Here is an 18632-nt window from a genome sequence, read left to right on the forward strand (position 1 = left end):
GTCAGCATTTTACGTAAACACAAAAGCGAGTACCTCCATGCGTGATTATGGCAAGGTCTATACCCGCTTTTGGCTAAAGCAAAATGTTTTGTCCTGGAGTGACTCAGCGAAGTTGCTAGGACTGTACTTGCTTACATGCCCGCATTGTAATTTGCTTGGCTGCTTTCGACTGCCGATTGGTTACGTTGCTTCTGACTTGAACTGGGATGAGCAACAGGTTGCCAAGGCGTTAAGTGAGTTAGAACAAGATCAGTTCCTGATTCGTTGCGAGGAATCTGGTTGGACTTTGATTCGAAGCTTTCTGAAGCACAACCCAATCGAAAACCCAAACCAAGGTAAGGCAGCCTTTCGGTTGCTTAAAGATGTACCTGCCGACTTCATTGGTATGGCATCGCTTTTGAAATCTCTTGCCGCTTTTCAAGCTCGGCTACCAGAAGAATTTTCATCATTGTTTATGCCTGATGGCAACCCGGTAAGGGACTCTCAACGGTCGGATGACTCTGAGAGAAGCAATAAAGCAACAGTTAAAACTGTTGACCACATACAGTTTGAAGACTTCTGGGATGTACAAATACGCAAAGAAAAAAAAGCGAAAGCCAAAGAAGAATGGCTACGCATGGGACTCAATGAAGACCATGAACTCGCCTTGGAAGTGCTAACACGCTGGAAAGAGCAACGAGACAACCGATTACAGTATCAAGATCGGACTAAGACCCCTATGCCACATAACTGGCTTTTAAACCGGCAATGGGAAGACGAGTACGTTCGCATTGATGAAGTACAGCAATCATCGACGAGCCTAAAGGGCAGCAATCACCAATTGAATATTGAAGAAAGCAATCGCCGCATTGCTGAAAGCTGGGCCGGACCAGGTATTCGGGAGGTTCGTTCAAGTGCAGGAGGTTGATAAACGCGAGTTTGCTGAAGTTTGGGGAGCAGCTTGGGCCATGTATGGCAAAAGCGTATCACCACAATTGCTATCCATCGCATTTGAAGCCCTTCGTGCTTATAGCATTGAAGAAGTGCGAATCGGTCTGACTCGGCATATTCAATCACCGGATACTGGGCAATTTTTTCCAAAGCCCGCTGACGTCATCAAGCATATCGACGGCAACTCAGGTTCAAGAGCCATGGTTGCTTGGAACAAAGTTGACAAGGCTGTTCGTCAGGTTGGCGCTTGGACATCCGTGATGTTTGACGATGCGCTTATCCACCGCGTGATTTCAGACATGGGTGGATGGGTTGAACTCTGCAAGGTTGATGACAGGGAATACCCCTTTAAGCAAAAAGAGTTTTTAACACGCTACCAGGCTTACTTGCTACGGGACGAAGTGGGTGAATACCCAAGGCTATTACAGGGTATTGCAGACCATCAGAACCAGCAAAAAGGATTTGATATGCAAGCGCCTGTTGCCGTAGGCGACTGGTCAAAAGCGGCACAAGTTTATACGAGAGGCATCGCTGACTTTAGCGCAGTGCCTTTAAAAAGAATAAGCCCGAAAGCCATTCAGGCGCTTCTCGGAAATGAATTAGAGGACAAAAATGAAAACGATTAAAGCAAAAACCATTGCCCTAGTGATAGCCATGTCCGCAAGCACTTCAGTCTATGCGTTTCCGGGCTATCAGTGGGAAAAAGCAGCACAAAGCGTTGGTATTGATCCTGTCATGCTCTACGCCGTTGCCTTGGCTGAGTCGGCCTCAAATCGAGGTCTCAACATGACCAGTCCATGGCCATACGCAATTCGCAATGGTTCAAATGCAACCTACGCCAAATCTAAGACAGAAGCGGAGCAACTGTTAAACCAAGCACTGCAAGAGAGTGAAAAATACCAGCTCGATATTGGCCTAATGCAAATCAATTTGCATTGGCATGGGCATCGGGTGAGCTCAGCAGCGGAACTGCTAGACCCCATCACCAACCTTACGGTCGGCTCAAGTATTTTGGCCGAAGCAATCAAGTCTTCACCAAATGATTTAGAGCTTGGCATAGGCCGCTATCACAGTTGGAACGAAGAGCGTGCACGCTGGTATGGGCAAAGAGTGCTTTCTATCTATCGCAATATTTTACATGAACTGGAGGTCCGTCAATGACAACCAATCAACAAGACTTCTATCAATTAAATTTGGCGTACCTACACGCAGCACGAGAATTAGCGCGCATTGATCCGCAAGAGGCCGTCTTGCGCTTTGGACTTACACGCGACGTGGTGGATGCACTGATTAATGCCGGTGTTGACGACCTGCAACGAGTGGCGACCTCATCATTCATGCTGTTTCAACCAAGGGGTAACCAAAGCCAACTGATTGAGATGGTGAAGAGCAAAGGTACAGGTATCCCAAGAATCGCTTATTTATTATCAACCCTAAACAACAAGGGGGATGCATGATTGATAACCTGTCCAAAAGTGAGCTGTTTACCCGAGCCTCGCTGCTTATTAAGTACGGATTTCGAACGACCATTATCGCGCTCGATACAGGTTTGCCAATCCACATTATCAGAAGGCTGCACAAAGAAGTGACTGGCAAGTCACCTTGTCCTGGTCAATTGCCAGAATCTGATGCCATCGTTAAAAGCAGAAGAGCCCTAGTTGAAGGCTCCCTGCTGATGGCGCTTTATGTCAATATTGGTGGTGATAATGTCTACAAGAAATTAAATATCGATGCTTTGATGAAGGCTTACGATGCGTACTTGGTTGCAAGAGAAGAGGCAGATCTTCCAGCTGAGATCCCCTGGAAAAAACTGACCATCAATGAAGGTTGGGTTCTAGCTCGTGATTTAAGATCACAGCTTGCATCCTTACACCGGTGTCGATGCGGCAGTCTGTATTTGACGGTATCTCAACAGCGCATTCAGCTTAAATGTCCTGTGTGTGAGATTATGGCCGAGCAAACCACTAGAGCACTTTTTGAGAACTAACATGCTGATGCATGATTTGATTGTGCACCGCCCGTGCACTTTGAGAGTACTAAGATGATAAAATTACTTAAATCTTTACCAGCACGCTGCTGGTTTATATCACTGGGGCTTTTTCTGGCGACTTTGGCTGCGGCTCATTTTTTTCCCTCAGAAATATTAACGGCATCTGCCAAGTTAGCGGCTTTGCCATTTCTGATTTGCACCGTCGTTTTTTTCAGCTACTTGGGATTCAAAGCGACCTGTAATCCCATCGGACTTATAGCCATCATCACTATGCTTGTAGCAATCGCATATTGGCAAGCGAGTTGGACAATTTTATGTGTCGGTTTAGCCTTCTTAGGCTTAAGCGGACTAATCCATTTATTTCAAAGACAACTGAAAGATACCGGTCGAGAACTAAGCCTGAGCGAAAAAAAATATTGGTACTGGGTAAACGAATTTGCAGACGGTCGCTCATCTATCCTCCCCAAAAGGCCAAAAAAATAGCCAGCCCATCACAAGCTGGCTACCTTCTGTTTTTAGTTCCTTCCTGAAGCCTGGTTATAGGCCCTAATATCGATCAAGTTGTTCTGAGCATAATCTCCAGCAAGGGATGCATTTGAGATCACTGCAATCTGCTTATCCACAAATGCTTTATCTTCTTCGGACACACTGTCGGGGATGTAAGCACCGCTCTCATCTTTTTGACGATACTCATTTAGCATTTGCTCCCTTAGACCAAGCATTTCAGGCGACCAACTCGATGAGTCTTCAGAGTTGAAAACGCGCCCCGCCAAACCTTCATTGAAAGCTTGAGCGAACACTTGACTTTGAATCGGGGTCAATCCCATTCTCTGCCCTTCGCTGTATGCTTCCTTTTTAAAATCATCAGCATACTGCTCTAGGAACTCACCATATCGATTGTTAACTGCCGCACCGAATGCCCCCGCCAACATGGCTTCAGACTTAGTGCCCCAGTTTACTTCGGAAGCATACTGCGAACTCGATCCACTGTATGCATCATTAAACGCCGTCAATGGGTTTTCCAAAGAGGTTCCTGCATCAACGGCGGCTTTTAAGCCATCCCAGGTTGATTTGCTGGCCACCGTAGCGTTGTGCAAGAAACCTCGTGAGCCAGGATCTTCAAGCGCTTGTTCTTTGTAACTCTCATAGTCTTCGCCAAAGTGATTCAAGGTATGCAGTGCTGCATCAGTATGCTTGCCACTGAAATCACCAATAGCACTGGCGCTGTTGAAGAACATTTCAGCACCAGAAACTCCGCTATCATCAGCCATAATGCGTGATCGCCACTGAGATCCAGCTTCACTGTTTAGTCCAGATTGATAGGTACTTGTGTCAGTAGCTACGGCCTGCTGAGCTTGCTGCTGATGCGCATTCAACTGTCCATCTATACCAGACAGATTGGTTTGGTAAGCCGATTGAGCTGCGTTGAACTGAGTTTGAACTGTTGCTGCATCCTCGTAGCCGCCCAATACACCCGATTCAACTTGGCTTTGAGTACCACCAAAAGTAGGTGCAGTTGATGACAAGCCTTCATTTGAGCGCGGCTGAATTGATCGTAAATCGGCTCCGGTAGCCATGGCCATAACAGTCATTGCTGCTTGATAATCATTGTCCCGTTCAGCGGGCGTTGAAGAATTGCTATAGGTTAAAGACTCCATAGCTGCGGCCACATACGCCTGATTATCATCAGGTAACAAGCGCTGATACATTGGAAGGTTTTCACGTAATCGGTTACCGGCTTCAACATGCTGGTTCATATAGCGACCTAAATAATCCATGACTTCAGGATTATCCGCCGCTAATCGGGTTAACGTCGCACCATCAGTATTTCTTTGTCCTGATAGACTGTAGCTGGCCTGATCAAGCTCACTAAAGCGGTTTGATGCCGTGACAACGTCTTGTGCTGAACTCTGAAGAGACTGATAGTCTTGGTTAGACAAGGACATCTCAACGCCAGAACGTCTTGAATCTGAAAGGTCCTTAACCATTGCATCGCGATACTCAGCACGTCGTGAATCACTTGATGCCAAGCTTTGCATCTCCCCAGTGAGCGTATTTGCGGTCGTAGATCGAGAACTGCCTTCTGATGACTCAACTTGGCCACTAAAGTTACCACCTAGATCCAACCCAGCTCGTAACCGTGATATTTTTGGCACTCTTGAGGATTCAGGCTTATCGACTCCAGGCAAGCTACCTTGTGGGGAGTCATTCCCCCCTGTACCAAGTAATCTTCCCAAGAACCCTTTGTCTGCTACTTCTTTATCACCGGTATTTGTAATAGTTCCATCGCCACCGACCCTTAGGCCTCCCGATAACACGCCAGATACCAAGCCACGTACAGCGTCTTTTTTATCGTCTCCGAAACCATACCGTGTTTGCAGGTCATCAGTAACCTGATTAACAACGGCGCTAGATGCGGAATTAGAAGAACCGATCTGACGTCCAACCGAAGAAAGGTTGTCGTAACTTAGCTTTTCACCAAAAGTTCGACTCATGGTATTGCCAACCTGACGACTAAAGGCTTGAGTTGCCTGAGTCATGGATTCTTTTGCAGAGCCGACCATTGAACCCACTGCGTTTCCGACAGAGAAACTGCTTAGTAAGTTTGACGCACCGGTCATTGCAGAACCAGTGAGGGCTGAATTTTGGAACATTGACTGTGATTGCATCACCGGGGCATTTTTTGAGACATCTGGACTAGCCAGCTTTTCATCAATGGCATCGCCGTTTTGAAGACGTCCAGCCAAGTGGGTTGCGGTTATTGCTGAGCCATACACGAGCATGAGCGAAATTGCCGGAACACTCGACGCCAACATGCCGCCAGTAGCTATCCAGGTTTGCAGCACTGAATCCATCTGCATCATCCCAGCAAAAGATGGCACTTCTGTACCTGCAAAGGCATCAAGAGCCGACATTTTCCCTGCAACGGTTAAATGAATATACAGGTTAATGATGGCCATGACAGGCATCCAAAGTTGAATCCAAAGCAGGATTAACAAGTACTTCCCGGCCATTCGCATCCCGATTTGGCCAAGGGCTATCACAAAGGCCATCAATGGGGTGATGGCGTAAATGAAACCCTCAAAAAACGTCATCATCGGACGAACAATGCTTTGGAACAGGGTCTGCTCCGCCGCCCATTGCGTATTGCGCTGCTCAATTGCTTGGTTAACCATAACGGCTGCGGTGAAAGCTTGATCATCCATATACTTGCCCGTCACGCTTTGTTCATAAATAGGCAAAAGCACTGACGCGGTCATGTACTCTTGGGTGTTAACCGAAGCCAAACCAAGGTTATTCAGTGCATTTCGGATCACGTCATCAGTGTCCGTTGCTGACGAAGTCCCCAATGAGGCTGACAGAACCTGTTTAAGCCTTGGAATGAAGGTTGATTCTGTCATGAGTTTCAGTTGGCTGTAGGCGTCGGTGCAGTCCAGATCGCTACTGCTACCACTGAGCATGATTCGAGTGCCATAAATGCGCGAATCAAACCTAATCGCAGTCATCGGGTTGGGGTCACTCAGCACCTGATCGAGGTTCTTTTGTCCAATGTCGATACCAATCAAGGTGCACTCTTTGATGTAGTTAAACCACGATTGCTCGATGTCCGAACCGGCGACACGATTTGCATCACCCAAACCAGAGCGATCCATCACCTGTTTTCTCACTTTAATCAGTGACTGTAAACTGGATGCAAAGCCGTATTCCGTCATGGCGGGAGTTGAGAAGGCGGTTTCAAACAATCGCGTGATTTGAAAGCCAACAGTCGAAATCGTACTGCCTGCGGCAGCAACACCGATAGGTACATTATCAACCACTCGAACTTGCCCCGTGTACGCATCCTCAATGCTCACTCGGGTACTGGGTCCAAACATGGTTGCAAAGACTAGCCATGAGACTAAAACGTGCTGAAAGTTAATCCCACGACCACCTTGCATTAAGGCCTGAACAGAGACCATCAATACCCCAATGAGCAAGCCAATCCGAACCATTGAAGTAAAATCGCCTGTACCAGTGATCATCGCGACAGCGTTCAGGACCTGCTCTAAAAAAGCCGAATCCCCGATGGAATAGATTTCCCACATGACCTATTCCCCCAGCGCCGTAGATTTAACGGTGTAATAACGCTGTTTGCGAATGGTCTGAATCACCTGGTTAAAATGTGCCAGCAACTCTTGCTCTGAGCCGTATCTTCGCTGCAACGCGGCGTACTCCTCATTGATTTGGCGACGTGCACGTTCAAGGTCTTCCGTTAATAACTTCGCATAGGCATGATCTTCCACACCGGAGGTACTTCTAGCTGCATTGAGCATGTCTTCAACCAATGCTCGCGCCATCTCAACAGCAATAAATGGTGCCGTTCGTGAAGCAAACGACCTAGCGGCACCTTCATTTAATGCAGAAAGTGTTCGAATCATGCCGCCAATGCTCGCGGGAGCCGAGGCCATAAAAGCCTTTTCGGTGGTGCTAGCTGCCCCAGTATTTCGAGCAAACTTAAAAATAATGCCGTTACTAGAACCTGTACCAAGAAGTAAATTTTCGACCTGAGTTGATAACCCGGTTAGGGTCACGTTAGTGATTGTCGGATTTAGACAGCCGTCTTGTATCACTGTGTCACATCGGTACATAGCGACGTTACCGCCATGAATTAGATGCTCAATAGTCACTTTATTGCCATTCAGTCTGGTCAGTTTTGGGGCTTTACCTTGACCATCAGCCGCATTCGCTAAATCACCAACGATGATCGAGCCAGTCACCGACATAACCGCTTCAAGAAAACGATCATCCCCCGATGCAAACCAGCTTGATGCCGAGTGACGTTTCAGTGCTCGCCAGACCAAGTTACCTTTAATCGTTTTGTTCACATCAGATGCCGCGACACTTGAAGCATTCTCATAAGGGTTCTTACCGTTGGACTCACTCCAACTGGTAAAAACGTCTCCAGCCCCTTTGAGAGAGCTCAACATGCTGGCTTCTGTTTGCCCCTTCTTACCAAAAGCAGCCAGAGTATCGTTCACGACTCCCTGAGCCATTTGACAGGAATTGCCAAAATATTCGTTCAACTGCTGGATTTTCTTTTGCAGTGTCTCCATGTGCTGGGAGCATTTCTCACACATAGCACTGAGCGCCAATTGGAATGCGTACCCCTTGGCATTTGCCGCTACAGAGCGAAGTAATTGAACAAACTGATCCGCGTTAACAAATGACAAACTTCCAGCGAACATATCAATGCCGCCACAACCAGCTTGGAATGACGGAGGCACCATAGAGACGAGGTTTTCGTTCATGATCCTGTTACGAACAACAACACTTCCACCAGATATAACGCCACGCCGCTGACTCTCGAATACACCAGGCGCAGTGGTGTTGGTCATTGAACCAAACAACTGATTCATCTCCTGTTGCAAGCTTGCTTGGCTCATAGATGAAAAACCAATCGCACAGGCGATTAGCGATACTTGGAATACTTTTTTCATCGTTATAACCCTCCTTGTGCACGCAGATAGCGAACAAGGAACTCAGGGTCCTGTAATATTTTTTCGTTAAGCTCTTGGGCTGACATCGCGAGTGAAACGCCGGGCTGAACAGGTCTGGTGGCATAGTAAGTTTGATCGTCAATCCAACCGGCTTGATGGGCTGCAAGAATGATTCGATTATTGAGCTCATCAAGGCTCATTGCGCCCTGGCCAATCGGAGTGATGACATTAGGCGGGTCAACTAAGAAAACCGCAGGAACAGTCGTAACGGACAAGGATTGAGCTTGTCCTGAATCGACTTTGTAATTTGGAAATTCTCCACTTGGTAAAGGCAAGCCATCGACAGCAATAGCAAACACCTCGAAACCGTAGTTCAAAGCCATGGATTCGATGATAGGCGCTTGAGCATGGCAATAAGGGCAATCCGAACGATAGAAGAAGAACAAGCCAGCCCGTTTTGCTACTTCACCTAAAGCAACATCCCGTTGAGCGCCAGCTTCTCGATCCATCCGATTGGCAGCATAGGTCGCCAAGGGTCTACGACTGATTTCATCCAAAACAGGATCGCCCATGACAACCTGCTGACTAACATCAGCAAACTGTGAGCCCTTATCCATCATGACTCGCTGGAGATACAGATAGGCTCTGACATTCTCATTCGTCGGCTCATCAATTGCCTTGTCCATGAACGACTGCATGTGCTCTCGGAACCAGGCAGCACTGAAAGGCTTTAGCCCGCTCTGACTCGACTCTGCCGCACCTGATTCCGGCTTTATAGGCTCTTCATCCTCCGCTGGCTCAGGAATGACCTGATACCAAAACCAGCCTTCCTGACCACGCTGATAGAATTGCCCATCACTAGCATGGGCGGGCAGGATGAATAGAAAGAAAATAATGATTGGGATGGTCACCCATAGGATGAACCAAGGGAACAAGGGGGTTCTCATTGTCAGCTCCAGAAAATTTCATAGAGCTAACATGCTAATGATCCCGGTAAGAGCGATTGGCCAGATAGATGAATGAATCGTGTGTTTTTCTGACTAGCTGTTGTGACCAGTAACAACAGCTAATTTTAACGAGCCAAATTTATGATTGGACCGCTTTGAGCGAGTTGCGGACGCTCACAACATGCGCTCACGAAAAAACGAATCTCGGCTTTGTCTTGAAACCTGACATTCAGTCAGCCTGTGCTCGGATAAGTATGCCTGCAGCTCCTGTTCCGAGCGATAAATCAGGTTTAGTTTAGGGTGCGCATGGCTAGATCCCTTGCTGTGTCGCCCAGAACTGATTGGTTAGCTGATCCAATCTTCTGGTGATATTGACCGTCTTTTCGGCAACCTTTCCGCTTAATTTAACGGCATCGAGGTTTTCCTGCGCATTACTTTTTATAATAAGCACGCTTTCACTGACCGAGTTTACCACCGACGTTTGTTCATTTACTGCCCGCGCAATTTGCTCGCTCATGCGGGAAATCGTGCTAATCGCATTCAGGATATTTTCCAGAGCCTGCGCCGTGGCATGGCTTTTTGCCACACTCTGTTCCGCTGCCGCTTCACCGGAACGCATGGCACTGACGGCTTGTCGGACACCACTTTGTAATTGCTCAATGACGCCGCGGATCTCTTTAGTGGATTCTTGGGTGCGATTGGCCAAAGAGCGCACTTCATCGGCAACAACCGCGAAGCCCCGGCCAAGCTCACCTGCTCGTGCAGCTTCAATGGCTGCGTTTAACGCCAACAAATTAGTCTGGTCGGCAATGGCGAGAATAACGTCGAGGATTTTTTCAATTTCATTGCTGCTTATGGCAACGTTATTGATGACCTGCGACGCCGAGTGAATGAGACGTTTCAATTCATTAATGGTGCTGGCATTTTCATCAACAACCTGTTTGCCGGAGTTGGCAATTGCCAGTCCGTCAGCAGAGGCGGTAGAAGTTTCGGCTGCGTTGATGGATACGCTTTGGAGTTAAAAGATCCGAAGCTAACCAAGCAGTTATTGTGGCAGGAGTACCAAGCTGAACATGGCCGCGCAGCGCTGGGATATACCCAATTCTGCGAACATTATCGCCGCTGGAAAGGCTCGCAGCGCCGTTCGATGCGCCAACAGCATTATGCAGGCGAGAAACTCTTTATCGATTTCTGTGGCCCCACGGTGCCCATTGTCGACCCGCGCACTGGCGAAATCCGCAAAGCCGCCATCTTCGTGGCCACCTTAGGTGCATCCAATTACACCTATATCGAAGCCTGTGCCGGGCAGGATCAGCAGTCCTGGCTGATGGCCAACAGCCGTTGCCTGAGCTTTTTAGGCGGTGTGCCGACCTTATTGGTGCCGGATAATCTCAAGGCTGCTGTGGCCAAAGCTGACAAGTTTGAGCCGACCATCAACAGTGATTACCAGGCACTGGCGCGACATTACCGATGCACCGTCATGCCTGCGCGTCCTTATAAACCAAAGGATAAAAGCAAAGTAGAAGGTGCTGTGCTGATTGTTGAGCGCTGGGTATTAGCGCGGCTTCGCCACCAGATCTTTTACTCGCTGGAGGCACTGAATCAGGCGATCCGATTGCTGAATCACCAGCTAAACGAGCGGCCAATGAAAGCTTATAACGGATTAAGCCGTAAAGACTTGTTCCAACAAATTGACCAGCCTGCGCTCAAAGCGCTGCCTGCATTCCCGTATGAATACACCGAATACAAAGTGGCCAAAGTGGGACCGGATTACCACCTGCAGTTCGATAAACATTACTACTCGGTACCGCATGCCTTGTGCGGTGAGCGGCTGGAAATACAGGCCACTGCCACCATGATCTGGGTGCATCACAAAGGCCAGTGTGTGGCGCAGCATGTGCGAAGTAGCAAAGCCTTCGGTCAAACCTCGGAGTTATCACACTTGCCACCAGCCCACGCCGCGCATCAGGAATGGGGGCCAGAGCGATTAAGGCAATGGGCAGAGAAAATAGGGCCGGATACGCTAGGCGTGGTGCTGGCGATAGAGAAGCGTAAAGCTCATCCGGTCTTGGCACAGCGCACCTGTCTGGCACTGCTTGGCCTGCAAAAAAGTTATGGCAGCAAACGGCTGGAACGCGCCTGCGGCATGGCACTGCAACAACAGGCGACGTTCACCGGCTTTATTAAAAACTTGCTGAAAAACGGCTTCGATCAAACTCAACCTGACACCGAAAGTAGCGCCCCAGCACTTATACACACCAACTTACGTGGTCCTCACCACTACCAATAAGGACAGAATAATGGATCTGATCATGACACAATTACGCCAGCTGAAAATGGCGGCGATGGCCAAAGCTCTGGAGCTGCAACGGCAAAATCCGCATAACTACAACGGCTTGAGCTTCGAAGAACGATTGGGCTTATTGGTGGAGCAAGAGCAGTTCTCACGCGACAACACCCGCCTGATGAGGCTGCGCAAAGATGCTGGGCTGCGACTTCGGGCCAGTCCGGAGGAGCTGAAATACCCGGCACGACGCGGCATACGACCAGAGCAACTGACCCCCCTGCTGCAAGGGCATCACCTGAACTACGGCCAAAACGTACTCATCACGGGAGCAACAGGCTGCGGCAAAACCTATTTGGCCTGTGCGTTGGGAGAACAAGCGTGCAGACAGAATAAAAAGGTGAGGTACTACCGACTGGGTCGCCTGATGGAAGCGTTGAAACTGGGGCATGCCGATGGCAGTTATTTAAAGCAATTAAGCCAGTTGCAAAAGCTGGACCTATTGATCCTGGACGACTGGGGGTTAGAAGGATTTAAGGGTAAACAAATCAGCGATCTGCTGGATGTGATTGAAGACAGATACGAGCAACGCAGCACAGTGATCGTTAGCCAATTACCGGTCAGTGAATGGTATGGACTCATGGAAAATCCGACGGTAGCAGATGCGCTGTTAGACCGATTGATCCACAACGCCCATCGACTGGAATTAACAGGAGAATCGCAACGGAAAAAAAGTCTGGCTGAACCAGCGGAAGTAAGTTAAAAAGTGAGGGGTTACGAAGAAAAGATCAGATGGCCGGACGATACCGAAACAGCTGGCCGGACAAACCGAAATACGCACATGATGGTCTTTTTGCAAAAAAAAGTTTTTAACTGATAGCTTTGTAAGGAAATAAAATGCCAATTGCACGTAATCTGTCAGACATATTTATTCAAACTCTTGAGCAGGCTATAGACAGTGTCGTCGTCATTGACTCTCAAAACTGTATAGTCCTGTTCAACGCAGCTGCTGAAAAGTTGTGGGGGTATTCCAGGGATGAAGTGATTGGGGAAAACGTAAAAATTTTGGTACCTCTGCATATCCGAACAGAACATGACAGTTACATCAATGCAAATAGAACAACCGGAATTAACAAAATTGTAGGGACTAGTCGAGATGTACCAATTCACCGTAAAGATGGCGGTTGTCGCTGGGGTGCAATGTCTATCTCGAAGGTAGAGAGCGAGGGGCAAATTCTCTATACAGCCTTTATTAAAGACGTAACTCAGCAGTATTACGAAAAAGAAAAGTTACGGCTTTTATCTCTGGTGACAGACCAAACGGACAGTGCAATTATTATCACTGACGGACAATGGAAGATTATTTATGTAAACGCTGGATTTGAAAAAGTGTTCGGCTACACGGCAAAAGAGGTTGAAGGACTTCATCCTACGGCTTTACTTACTCCGAATTTATCTCAGACCTCAATAGCCAAAGTGCATGAAAAATTGCTTAATGGGCTGCCCGCTAAGTCGGAAGAGTTGACACATGTAAAGAGTGGCGAGCGGATCTGGAGCAGCATCACTGTCAATCCCATTCTTGATGATCATAATAGCTTGACGCATACGGTGAGTATTCTTTCTGATATCACAGGCGCGAAAATGCATGAAGTTATGCAACATTGCATTCTCGATGCGATGGCCAGAGAAGAGCCTCTTGAGAACTTGATGGAAATTGCGTGTCGAGAAATTGAGCGTATAGCTCCTGAAATTATAGCAGCGGTGCTTCAGGTTGATGATGAAAATAAGTTACACCCTCTAGCAGCACCTAGCCTGGAACAGGCTTATAAAAACGTGCTCGAAGGAATGCCAATAGGCGAGTGTGTAGGAACCTCCGGCACGGCGGCGTTTCGCGGAGAAACGGTTGTAGTAAGTGATATTGAAACCGATCCGTTATGGATGGACCTTCGAGCGGACATTCTTCCTCTAGGCATCAAAAGTTGCTGGGCTACCCCCATTAAAAACAGCAAAGGGTTATGTGTTGGAACCCTGGCATTTTATTACAAAGAGAAGCGCCAACCATCAGCATTTCATCAGCGATTAGTTGAAGCCATCGTTCCATTGTGCACTTTGGCGATGGAGCGAGAAGAAAGCCGTCAGAATATACGTCAGTTAGCGTTCTATGACAGTTTAACGGAGCTTCCAAATCGCAGCTTGTTACACGCAAAGGCTGAGCATGCGCTTATTGAAGCCAAACGAAGCAAGACGACTTTAGCTGTTCTCTTTATAGATATTGATCGGTTTAAGCAGGTGAATGATTCACTTGGTCATCCCGCCGGTGATGCATTACTCCAACAATTTGCAGAGCGTTTGAGCTTTCAGCGTAGACAAACCGACATTGTTGGTCGTTTGTCCGGTGATGAGTTTGTCGTCGTCTTACCAGGATGTGAAGTGAGTAATGTCACCGAAATTATTGAGGAAATAAAGCTCAATATTTCGCAGCCTTGCAAGATCGGAGGCTCTACCTTGTCACCTTCTGCCAGCATAGGGATTAGTTTATACCCACAAGATGGCCATGACATAGGCTCACTTATCCATCGTGCAGATATGGCCATGTATCAGGCGAAGAGCACTGGTCGAGGCCGATTTAGCTTTTTTAGTCATGAACTGAATCAGTTGGCTCAAGAGCGCCAGGAGCTCGAAAATGCTTTGCGAGAAGCGATAGAAAATAACGAACTAAAACTACACTTTCAACCTCAAATAAGCATGTCTGAAGGTAGATTATATGGCGTTGAAGCGTTGGCTCGCTGGGAACATCCTAAGTTTGGAACAGTATCTCCAGCTCGCTTCATCCCACTTGCAGAAGAATGCGGGTTAATTGGAGTTCTGGGCCACTGGGCTATTAAAGAAGCCTGTCAGCAAATGGCGATCTGGAGAAGAAAAGGGATCAACATTCCTGCAATCTCCGTGAATTTGTCGCCTAGTAATTTCCATAACTTAGACTTGTGCGGAATGATAACGCAAACACTAACTCAACATAACCTGCAAGCGAGCGATTTAACATTAGAGCTGACAGAAAGTGTTTTACTCGACACAAATCCCAGCACAATGAAAGTGCTCAATGAGGTTCACGCTCAAGGGATACGCTTGGCAATGGATGATTTCGGTACCGGTTATTCGAGTTTAAGCTACTTACGCAGATTACCAATCCATGAATTAAAGTTAGACCGAAGTTTTGTACTGGATTTAGAAAATGATGCAACCAGCCGTGCTCTGAGCGATGCAGTCTTGCGGATTGGTGAAAGTTTGCAATTAAAGGTGGTCGCAGAAGGTGTTGAAGAGGAAGGTCAGTATCAGATTTTGAAGGGGCAAGGTTACCATGTTGCTCAAGGATACTTACTATCAAAACCGCTAAGCTCCATTGACTTGGAGCAATGGATCCAAAATGCAAAAACAGTCTAAATGTTCATACTATTTGCTATTGAAGTGCATTGTGTCGACGGGAGTTCGAAATGTTTTTAAATAAAAAGTTAAAGGAACAAGTTCTGCAGCTACAAGAAGAATTGTCTTCTCTGCAGCAAGTTCAAAGGAGCTTAGATAGTGAAATGTTGTCCGTAATTATGGACCCAAAAGGAAGCATAACAGCGGTTAACTCAAACTTTGAACAAGAAATGATATACAGCGGTAGTCAGTTGATGGGTAGATCGTGGCTTGAGCTTGTACCTCCTTATGCGCAAAAAACTGATCATTTCCGGCGAATGAAAGAAGCGCTCCAACAAGGTAAGCATTGGGCTGGGGCCGCTCAAGTGTACCGTGGTAATGGTGAAGAAGCCTGGTTAAGAGTGATTTTGCAACCAGTACAAGATACGAAAGGTAAAGTTCTGCATGTCTCCATCTATGCCAGTGACCTGACTAGGACAATTGAAGCATCCAAGGAGCATGAGAACCTTATTGAAGCATTACAGCGTTCTACAGCCGTGATTGAGTTTGACCTCAACGGTCATGTTATTACCGCCAATAATCGTTTTCTCAACGTTATGGGCTATGGTCTGGCACAGATCGTGGGTAAACATCACCGTCTATTTTGTACAGAGCAGGAGTATAACTCTGATCGTTATCGGTCATTCTGGGCGAAATTAAACCGAGGAGAATTTGTCGCCGAGCGCTTTCAGCGTCTGGACAGCCGTGGTGATATCGTATGGCTTGAAGCGTCTTACAATCCCATATCCGATTCACATGGAAAGCTCTATAAGATTGTGAAATTTGCGACCGTCATTACCGAACAAGTTGATCGCGAGTTAGCAGTAGCACAAGCGGCAGATGTTGCTTATGAAATTTCGCAACATACCGATGCAGCATCAGTTCGTGGCAGCGAAGTGTTAAAGGAAACGGTTACTGTGATGCAGGAGCTTTCTGAGCAAATGGAAGACGCGTCCGCCGGTATTGCCGCGTTAGATAAACAATCGCAAATTATAGGTACCATAATCAAAAGTATCAGTGGTATTGCCGACCAAACCAATTTGCTGGCATTAAATGCATCGATTGAAGCAGCAAGAGCGGGTGAGCAGGGACGCGGTTTTGCGGTGGTGGCAGATGAAGTGCGCCATCTGGCATCTCGCACGACTAAAGCGACAGTAGAGATTATTGATGTCGTACTCCAAAACCAAAAACTAGCTGAACAAGCGGTAAAGATTATCGAACAAGGAAAGGTGCAGGCTCATCATGCGCTAGAACTCTCCGCTCAATCGGGTTCGGTGATGGTTGAGATCCAGGATGGGGCTAAGAAGGTTGTTAGTGCTGTAGGGCAATTTACCAATCACTTAGATCCATAACCGCTCCATTCCTCGTGCTATCCTTTCTTTGGAGGTAGGATTACGGACAACATTTAGCCTTAAAATCTTTGAAAAAGTAACAGATAAAACAGCGTTAGTTTATAATTCAATGAATGCGTTCAGGCCGTCAGTGTTAGCCTTTTTCTTCTGGCAGGAAGGGAGAAAGTGATCACTGATGGCCACCCAATCTTTCGAGCTGCGCCGGATATAGGTTCAATAAATGTCAAAGCACATCAGAACCTGACTAAACATAAAGCAGAATTCATATTTACCTAACTATCCACCACAGTATTCCAAATAAGAGCATTATCTGTACCAGTCTTTATAGGTAGTTTATGCTTTACAAAACTGAACTAAAATTAAGTGTGTTTTTGACTGTCATGATAGTCATTATCAGCGAGGCAGTTTACCTAAATAAAACCCATGATTTTTGCTCGAATGAAATCTATGGAGAATATTTAGCTCCAGATAAGGTGCACAAAGCTGTTTGAATGGATAATTGTCTTTGTATAGGCTTTAGAGTTTCTCCAGGTATTTTCAAGCTCTTTCTTACGTGCATTTACTTTATCACACCAAGCAAAATAAAATTTCTTAGCTAAGTCCATCAGAACCTCTTTACTGCTAACAATTTCATCAAAAGGAAAAACCACGCTTTTAAGCAGGGACAACCCTTTTGAGTTTTTAAAATACTGCAACGCTAACGTAAAAATTCATCAATCTCAAACCTTTGGTAGCGAGTACCTAGCTATGGGACGAGCAAAGCGTGAATAAACACACCAAGTAATTTGAAAATACATATATAACATTTGACAAGATTGCATACTACTGACTGACAAATACAAACTGGTTAGTAGTTCAAAATAGACATGGATAGCACTTCCCATATAAACCATTTGGAATTTCGTGAATGTATCGAAATTTTCGAGAGCTCCGTTTCAGTTTTTGTCAGGAATGTCAGCTTTCAGTGAAAAGCGCAGATTTAATCGAAGCTTAGTGAATATCCGCTTCTGGCACAGAACCGATCTGCGCTTTGAGCGAATTGCAGCTGTTCAGATCTGGCGCTATTGAATAAACGAATCTCTGCTTCAAGGTAATTGCAAACATCTGTTTTGTTAAATGCATCCGGCATTTCCCATTTTCTTCAAGCCTTGTCCCTGTTTGCTCCAGTCATAAAAATGTTTCATAAGATCCGCAGAACATCTGACTACTGGCTGGGGCTTACGTTTTTCAAATCAATATGGATGGCGACTCATATCAAACTTCAATCAGTTCATCTTTATTAAAGAGACTCAAATCCCGTCAAGTTGTGACCATGGATTTCCGATTACAGACGTTTTTTGATATCACGTCGCTGCAATTTAGCTAGGTTGTACAAGAGTTCAAACGTATCACAAGCAGCCGTTGTGGCGCGGTCAATTTGTGCAGGCGTTTGTAGCTCCGCTTCTAACGTACTGACTAAGTGACTCCAAGAGGTTTCAACATCAGGCTCTAGCTGATAAAACTGTAAGCTAGAAGCAATGGCAGGTAACCGCTTTTTAAGATGTCGTGCTATGACTTTTCTACCAAGAGATGCACCTTCCAGTACATAACGAGCGCCCCAAGCAACGGCGACGTCTTTGACTTCAAAAACTCCGGGAACTTGTTGAGTTAGAGCACCCAATAGTGTCAAATCCGCTTCCAGAGCCCGCTTCTTTGAGTTATAGGGTAGCGTGGAAGTCTGAGAAAAGTATGGTTGTATAGCTGATTCAACACGCTCATAAAATGCATACAAGAGACTAAGCGTTGCAAGCAAATCTTCAACAGAAACTTCCGGATACATCAGTTTCTTAAACAATGAAAGCTCTTCAACACGTTGGTGCCATTCATGTGTCGCCTCTCGTAAAATAAGGTGCGCTTTAGCCATAAACCGTACCGCTCAACAACTCTCTTAACTTCAACAACAACAATCGGCTCCTATTGTCCCACGGACAACTATAACCCACGCGTTTTTCTATCCATTTAGCAAAAGATCGGCGTGGCGAAATACCTAGTTTTCCATCATGAAACTCCACCGGTTTCTCTGGATTACCCCCCCAGGCTATTTCTTGTATTTGTTCCTGTTGGCATAAGTAAACACGAGTCATGTTTTTTAAGTCCGAACCGATTCTGGTTGCCATAACCCCGGCAACTTCACTTAACACAAAACTCTGAAGA

Annotated in this window: 16 protein-coding genes; 10 read left to right on the forward strand and 6 right to left on the reverse strand. The window is 46.6% G+C overall.

The features are described 5' to 3' along the window. Window positions 1-37: 37 nt before the first annotated feature. Genes AYJ58_RS18905 through eexR form a run of 6 tightly spaced genes read left to right on the forward strand, consistent with a single transcriptional unit; the run spans window position 38 to window position 3403 of the window. Window positions 38-907, forward strand: coding sequence for a hypothetical protein (locus AYJ58_RS18905; RefSeq protein WP_054103861.1), 870 nt, complete (start codon window positions 38-40; stop codon window positions 905-907). After that, window positions 894-1556 carry a DUF6475 domain-containing protein gene (locus AYJ58_RS18910; protein WP_084998224.1) on the forward strand — a complete coding sequence of 221 codons (663 nt, stop codon included), beginning with the start codon at window positions 894-896 and terminating at the stop codon, window positions 1554-1556. The genes AYJ58_RS18905 and AYJ58_RS18910 overlap by 14 nt, the downstream gene beginning before the upstream one ends. Further along, entirely contained in the window at window positions 1543-2091 is a 549-nt protein-coding gene (locus AYJ58_RS18915) for a lytic transglycosylase domain-containing protein (RefSeq protein ID WP_054103863.1), read from the forward strand. The genes AYJ58_RS18910 and AYJ58_RS18915 overlap by 14 nt, the downstream gene beginning before the upstream one ends. Then, window positions 2088-2387 (forward strand): flagellar transcriptional regulator FlhD, encoded by a 300-nt coding sequence (locus tag AYJ58_RS18920; protein WP_000210563.1) that lies wholly within the window; start codon window positions 2088-2090, stop codon window positions 2385-2387. Before AYJ58_RS18915 ends, AYJ58_RS18920 begins: the two co-directional genes overlap by 4 nt. Further along, a complete protein-coding gene (locus AYJ58_RS18925; protein ID WP_000566752.1) occupies window positions 2384-2917 on the forward strand; it encodes a FlhC family transcriptional regulator in 534 nt (177 codons plus the stop codon). Before AYJ58_RS18920 ends, AYJ58_RS18925 begins: the two co-directional genes overlap by 4 nt. A gap of 54 nt (window positions 2918-2971) precedes the next feature. Next, entirely contained in the window at window positions 2972-3403 is a 432-nt protein-coding gene (eexR, locus tag AYJ58_RS18930; protein ID WP_106651305.1) for an entry exclusion protein EexR, read from the forward strand. A 32-nt stretch (window positions 3404-3435) separates the two neighbouring features. On the opposite strand, the gene AYJ58_RS18935 is transcribed toward eexR, so the two are convergent. The 4 genes from AYJ58_RS18935 to AYJ58_RS18950 all read right to left on the reverse strand — a co-directional run bounded on the left by AYJ58_RS18935 (window position 3436) and on the right by AYJ58_RS18950 (window position 10248). Continuing rightward, window positions 3436-7005, reverse strand: coding sequence for a conjugal transfer protein TraG N-terminal domain-containing protein (locus tag AYJ58_RS18935; RefSeq protein ID WP_106651306.1), 3570 nt, complete (start codon window positions 7003-7005; stop codon window positions 3436-3438). A gap of 3 nt (window positions 7006-7008) precedes the next feature. Continuing rightward, window positions 7009-8397, reverse strand: coding sequence for a conjugal transfer protein TraH (locus AYJ58_RS18940; RefSeq protein ID WP_106651307.1), 1389 nt, complete (start codon window positions 8395-8397; stop codon window positions 7009-7011). 2 nt (window positions 8398-8399) lie between these two features. Further along, the gene (locus tag AYJ58_RS18945; RefSeq protein WP_001260106.1) at window positions 8400-9344 is read right to left on the reverse strand and encodes a thioredoxin family protein; all 945 of its coding nucleotides are present in this window, start codon (window positions 9342-9344) and stop codon (window positions 8400-8402) included. A gap of 310 nt (window positions 9345-9654) precedes the next feature. Continuing rightward, complete coding sequence (locus AYJ58_RS18950; RefSeq protein ID WP_198555518.1) at window positions 9655-10248, reverse strand: methyl-accepting chemotaxis protein; 594 nt, start codon at window positions 10246-10248, stop codon at window positions 9655-9657. Here AYJ58_RS18950 and istA point away from each other — a divergent pair. The 4 genes from istA to AYJ58_RS22145 all read left to right on the forward strand — a co-directional run bounded on the left by istA (window position 10231) and on the right by AYJ58_RS22145 (window position 16439). Then, a complete protein-coding gene (gene istA / locus AYJ58_RS18955; RefSeq protein WP_157825787.1) occupies window positions 10231-11634 on the forward strand; it encodes an IS21 family transposase in 1404 nt (467 codons plus the stop codon). The genes AYJ58_RS18950 and istA overlap by 18 nt on opposite strands. A 10-nt stretch (window positions 11635-11644) precedes the next feature. Then, the gene (gene istB, locus AYJ58_RS18960) at window positions 11645-12391 is read left to right on the forward strand and encodes an IS21-like element helper ATPase IstB (RefSeq protein ID WP_106651310.1); all 747 of its coding nucleotides are present in this window, start codon (window positions 11645-11647) and stop codon (window positions 12389-12391) included. Between the two features lie 134 nt (window positions 12392-12525). Next, window positions 12526-15069 (forward strand): EAL domain-containing protein, encoded by a 2544-nt coding sequence (locus AYJ58_RS18965; protein ID WP_106651311.1) that lies wholly within the window; start codon window positions 12526-12528, stop codon window positions 15067-15069. A 50-nt stretch (window positions 15070-15119) separates the two neighbouring features. Next, the gene (locus tag AYJ58_RS22145; RefSeq protein WP_106651312.1) at window positions 15120-16439 is read left to right on the forward strand and encodes a methyl-accepting chemotaxis protein; all 1320 of its coding nucleotides are present in this window, start codon (window positions 15120-15122) and stop codon (window positions 16437-16439) included. A 1324-nt stretch (window positions 16440-17763) separates the two neighbouring features. Here the strand turns inward: AYJ58_RS22145 and AYJ58_RS18975 are convergent. Beyond that, window positions 17764-18342, reverse strand: coding sequence for a biliverdin-producing heme oxygenase (locus AYJ58_RS18975; protein ID WP_106651313.1), 579 nt, complete (start codon window positions 18340-18342; stop codon window positions 17764-17766). Then, window positions 18335-18595, reverse strand: a complete 261-nt coding sequence (locus AYJ58_RS22245; RefSeq protein ID WP_106651874.1) for a hypothetical protein — start codon at window positions 18593-18595, stop codon at window positions 18335-18337. The genes AYJ58_RS18975 and AYJ58_RS22245 overlap by 8 nt, the downstream gene beginning before the upstream one ends. Window positions 18596-18632 lie beyond the last annotated feature (37 nt).

Origin of the sequence: Shewanella sp. Pdp11, from assembly GCF_002838165.1 — a bacterium.
Classification (GTDB): Bacteria; Pseudomonadota; Gammaproteobacteria; order Enterobacterales; family Shewanellaceae; genus Shewanella; species Shewanella hafniensis.

What these genes read in the sequence shown, in the direction of transcription:
- AYJ58_RS18905 (WP_054103861.1), top strand. Translation starts at nt 38, where the DNA reads ATGCGTGATTATGGCAAGGTCTATACCCGCTTTTGGCTAAAGCAAAAT.
- AYJ58_RS18915 (WP_054103863.1), top strand. Translation starts at nt 1,543, where the DNA reads ATGAAAACGATTAAAGCAAAAACCATTGCCCTAGTGATAGCCATGTCC.
- AYJ58_RS18920 (WP_000210563.1), top strand. Translation starts at nt 2,088, where the DNA reads ATGACAACCAATCAACAAGACTTCTATCAATTAAATTTGGCGTACCTA.
- AYJ58_RS18925 (WP_000566752.1), top strand. Translation starts at nt 2,384, where the DNA reads ATGATTGATAACCTGTCCAAAAGTGAGCTGTTTACCCGAGCCTCGCTG.
- eexR (WP_106651305.1), top strand. Translation starts at nt 2,972, where the DNA reads ATGATAAAATTACTTAAATCTTTACCAGCACGCTGCTGGTTTATATCA.
- AYJ58_RS18935 (WP_106651306.1), bottom strand. Translation starts at nt 7,005, where the DNA reads ATGTGGGAAATCTATTCCATCGGGGATTCGGCTTTTTTAGAGCAGGTC.
- AYJ58_RS18940 (WP_106651307.1), bottom strand. Translation starts at nt 8,397, where the DNA reads ATGAAAAAAGTATTCCAAGTATCGCTAATCGCCTGTGCGATTGGTTTT.
- AYJ58_RS18945 (WP_001260106.1), bottom strand. Translation starts at nt 9,344, where the DNA reads ATGAGAACCCCCTTGTTCCCTTGGTTCATCCTATGGGTGACCATCCCA.
- istB (WP_106651310.1), top strand. Translation starts at nt 11,645, where the DNA reads ATGGATCTGATCATGACACAATTACGCCAGCTGAAAATGGCGGCGATG.
- AYJ58_RS18965 (WP_106651311.1), top strand. Translation starts at nt 12,526, where the DNA reads ATGCCAATTGCACGTAATCTGTCAGACATATTTATTCAAACTCTTGAG.
- AYJ58_RS22145 (WP_106651312.1), top strand. Translation starts at nt 15,120, where the DNA reads ATGTTTTTAAATAAAAAGTTAAAGGAACAAGTTCTGCAGCTACAAGAA.
- AYJ58_RS18975 (WP_106651313.1), bottom strand. Translation starts at nt 18,342, where the DNA reads ATGGCTAAAGCGCACCTTATTTTACGAGAGGCGACACATGAATGGCAC.
- AYJ58_RS22245 (WP_106651874.1), bottom strand. Translation starts at nt 18,595, where the DNA reads ATGGCAACCAGAATCGGTTCGGACTTAAAAAACATGACTCGTGTTTAC.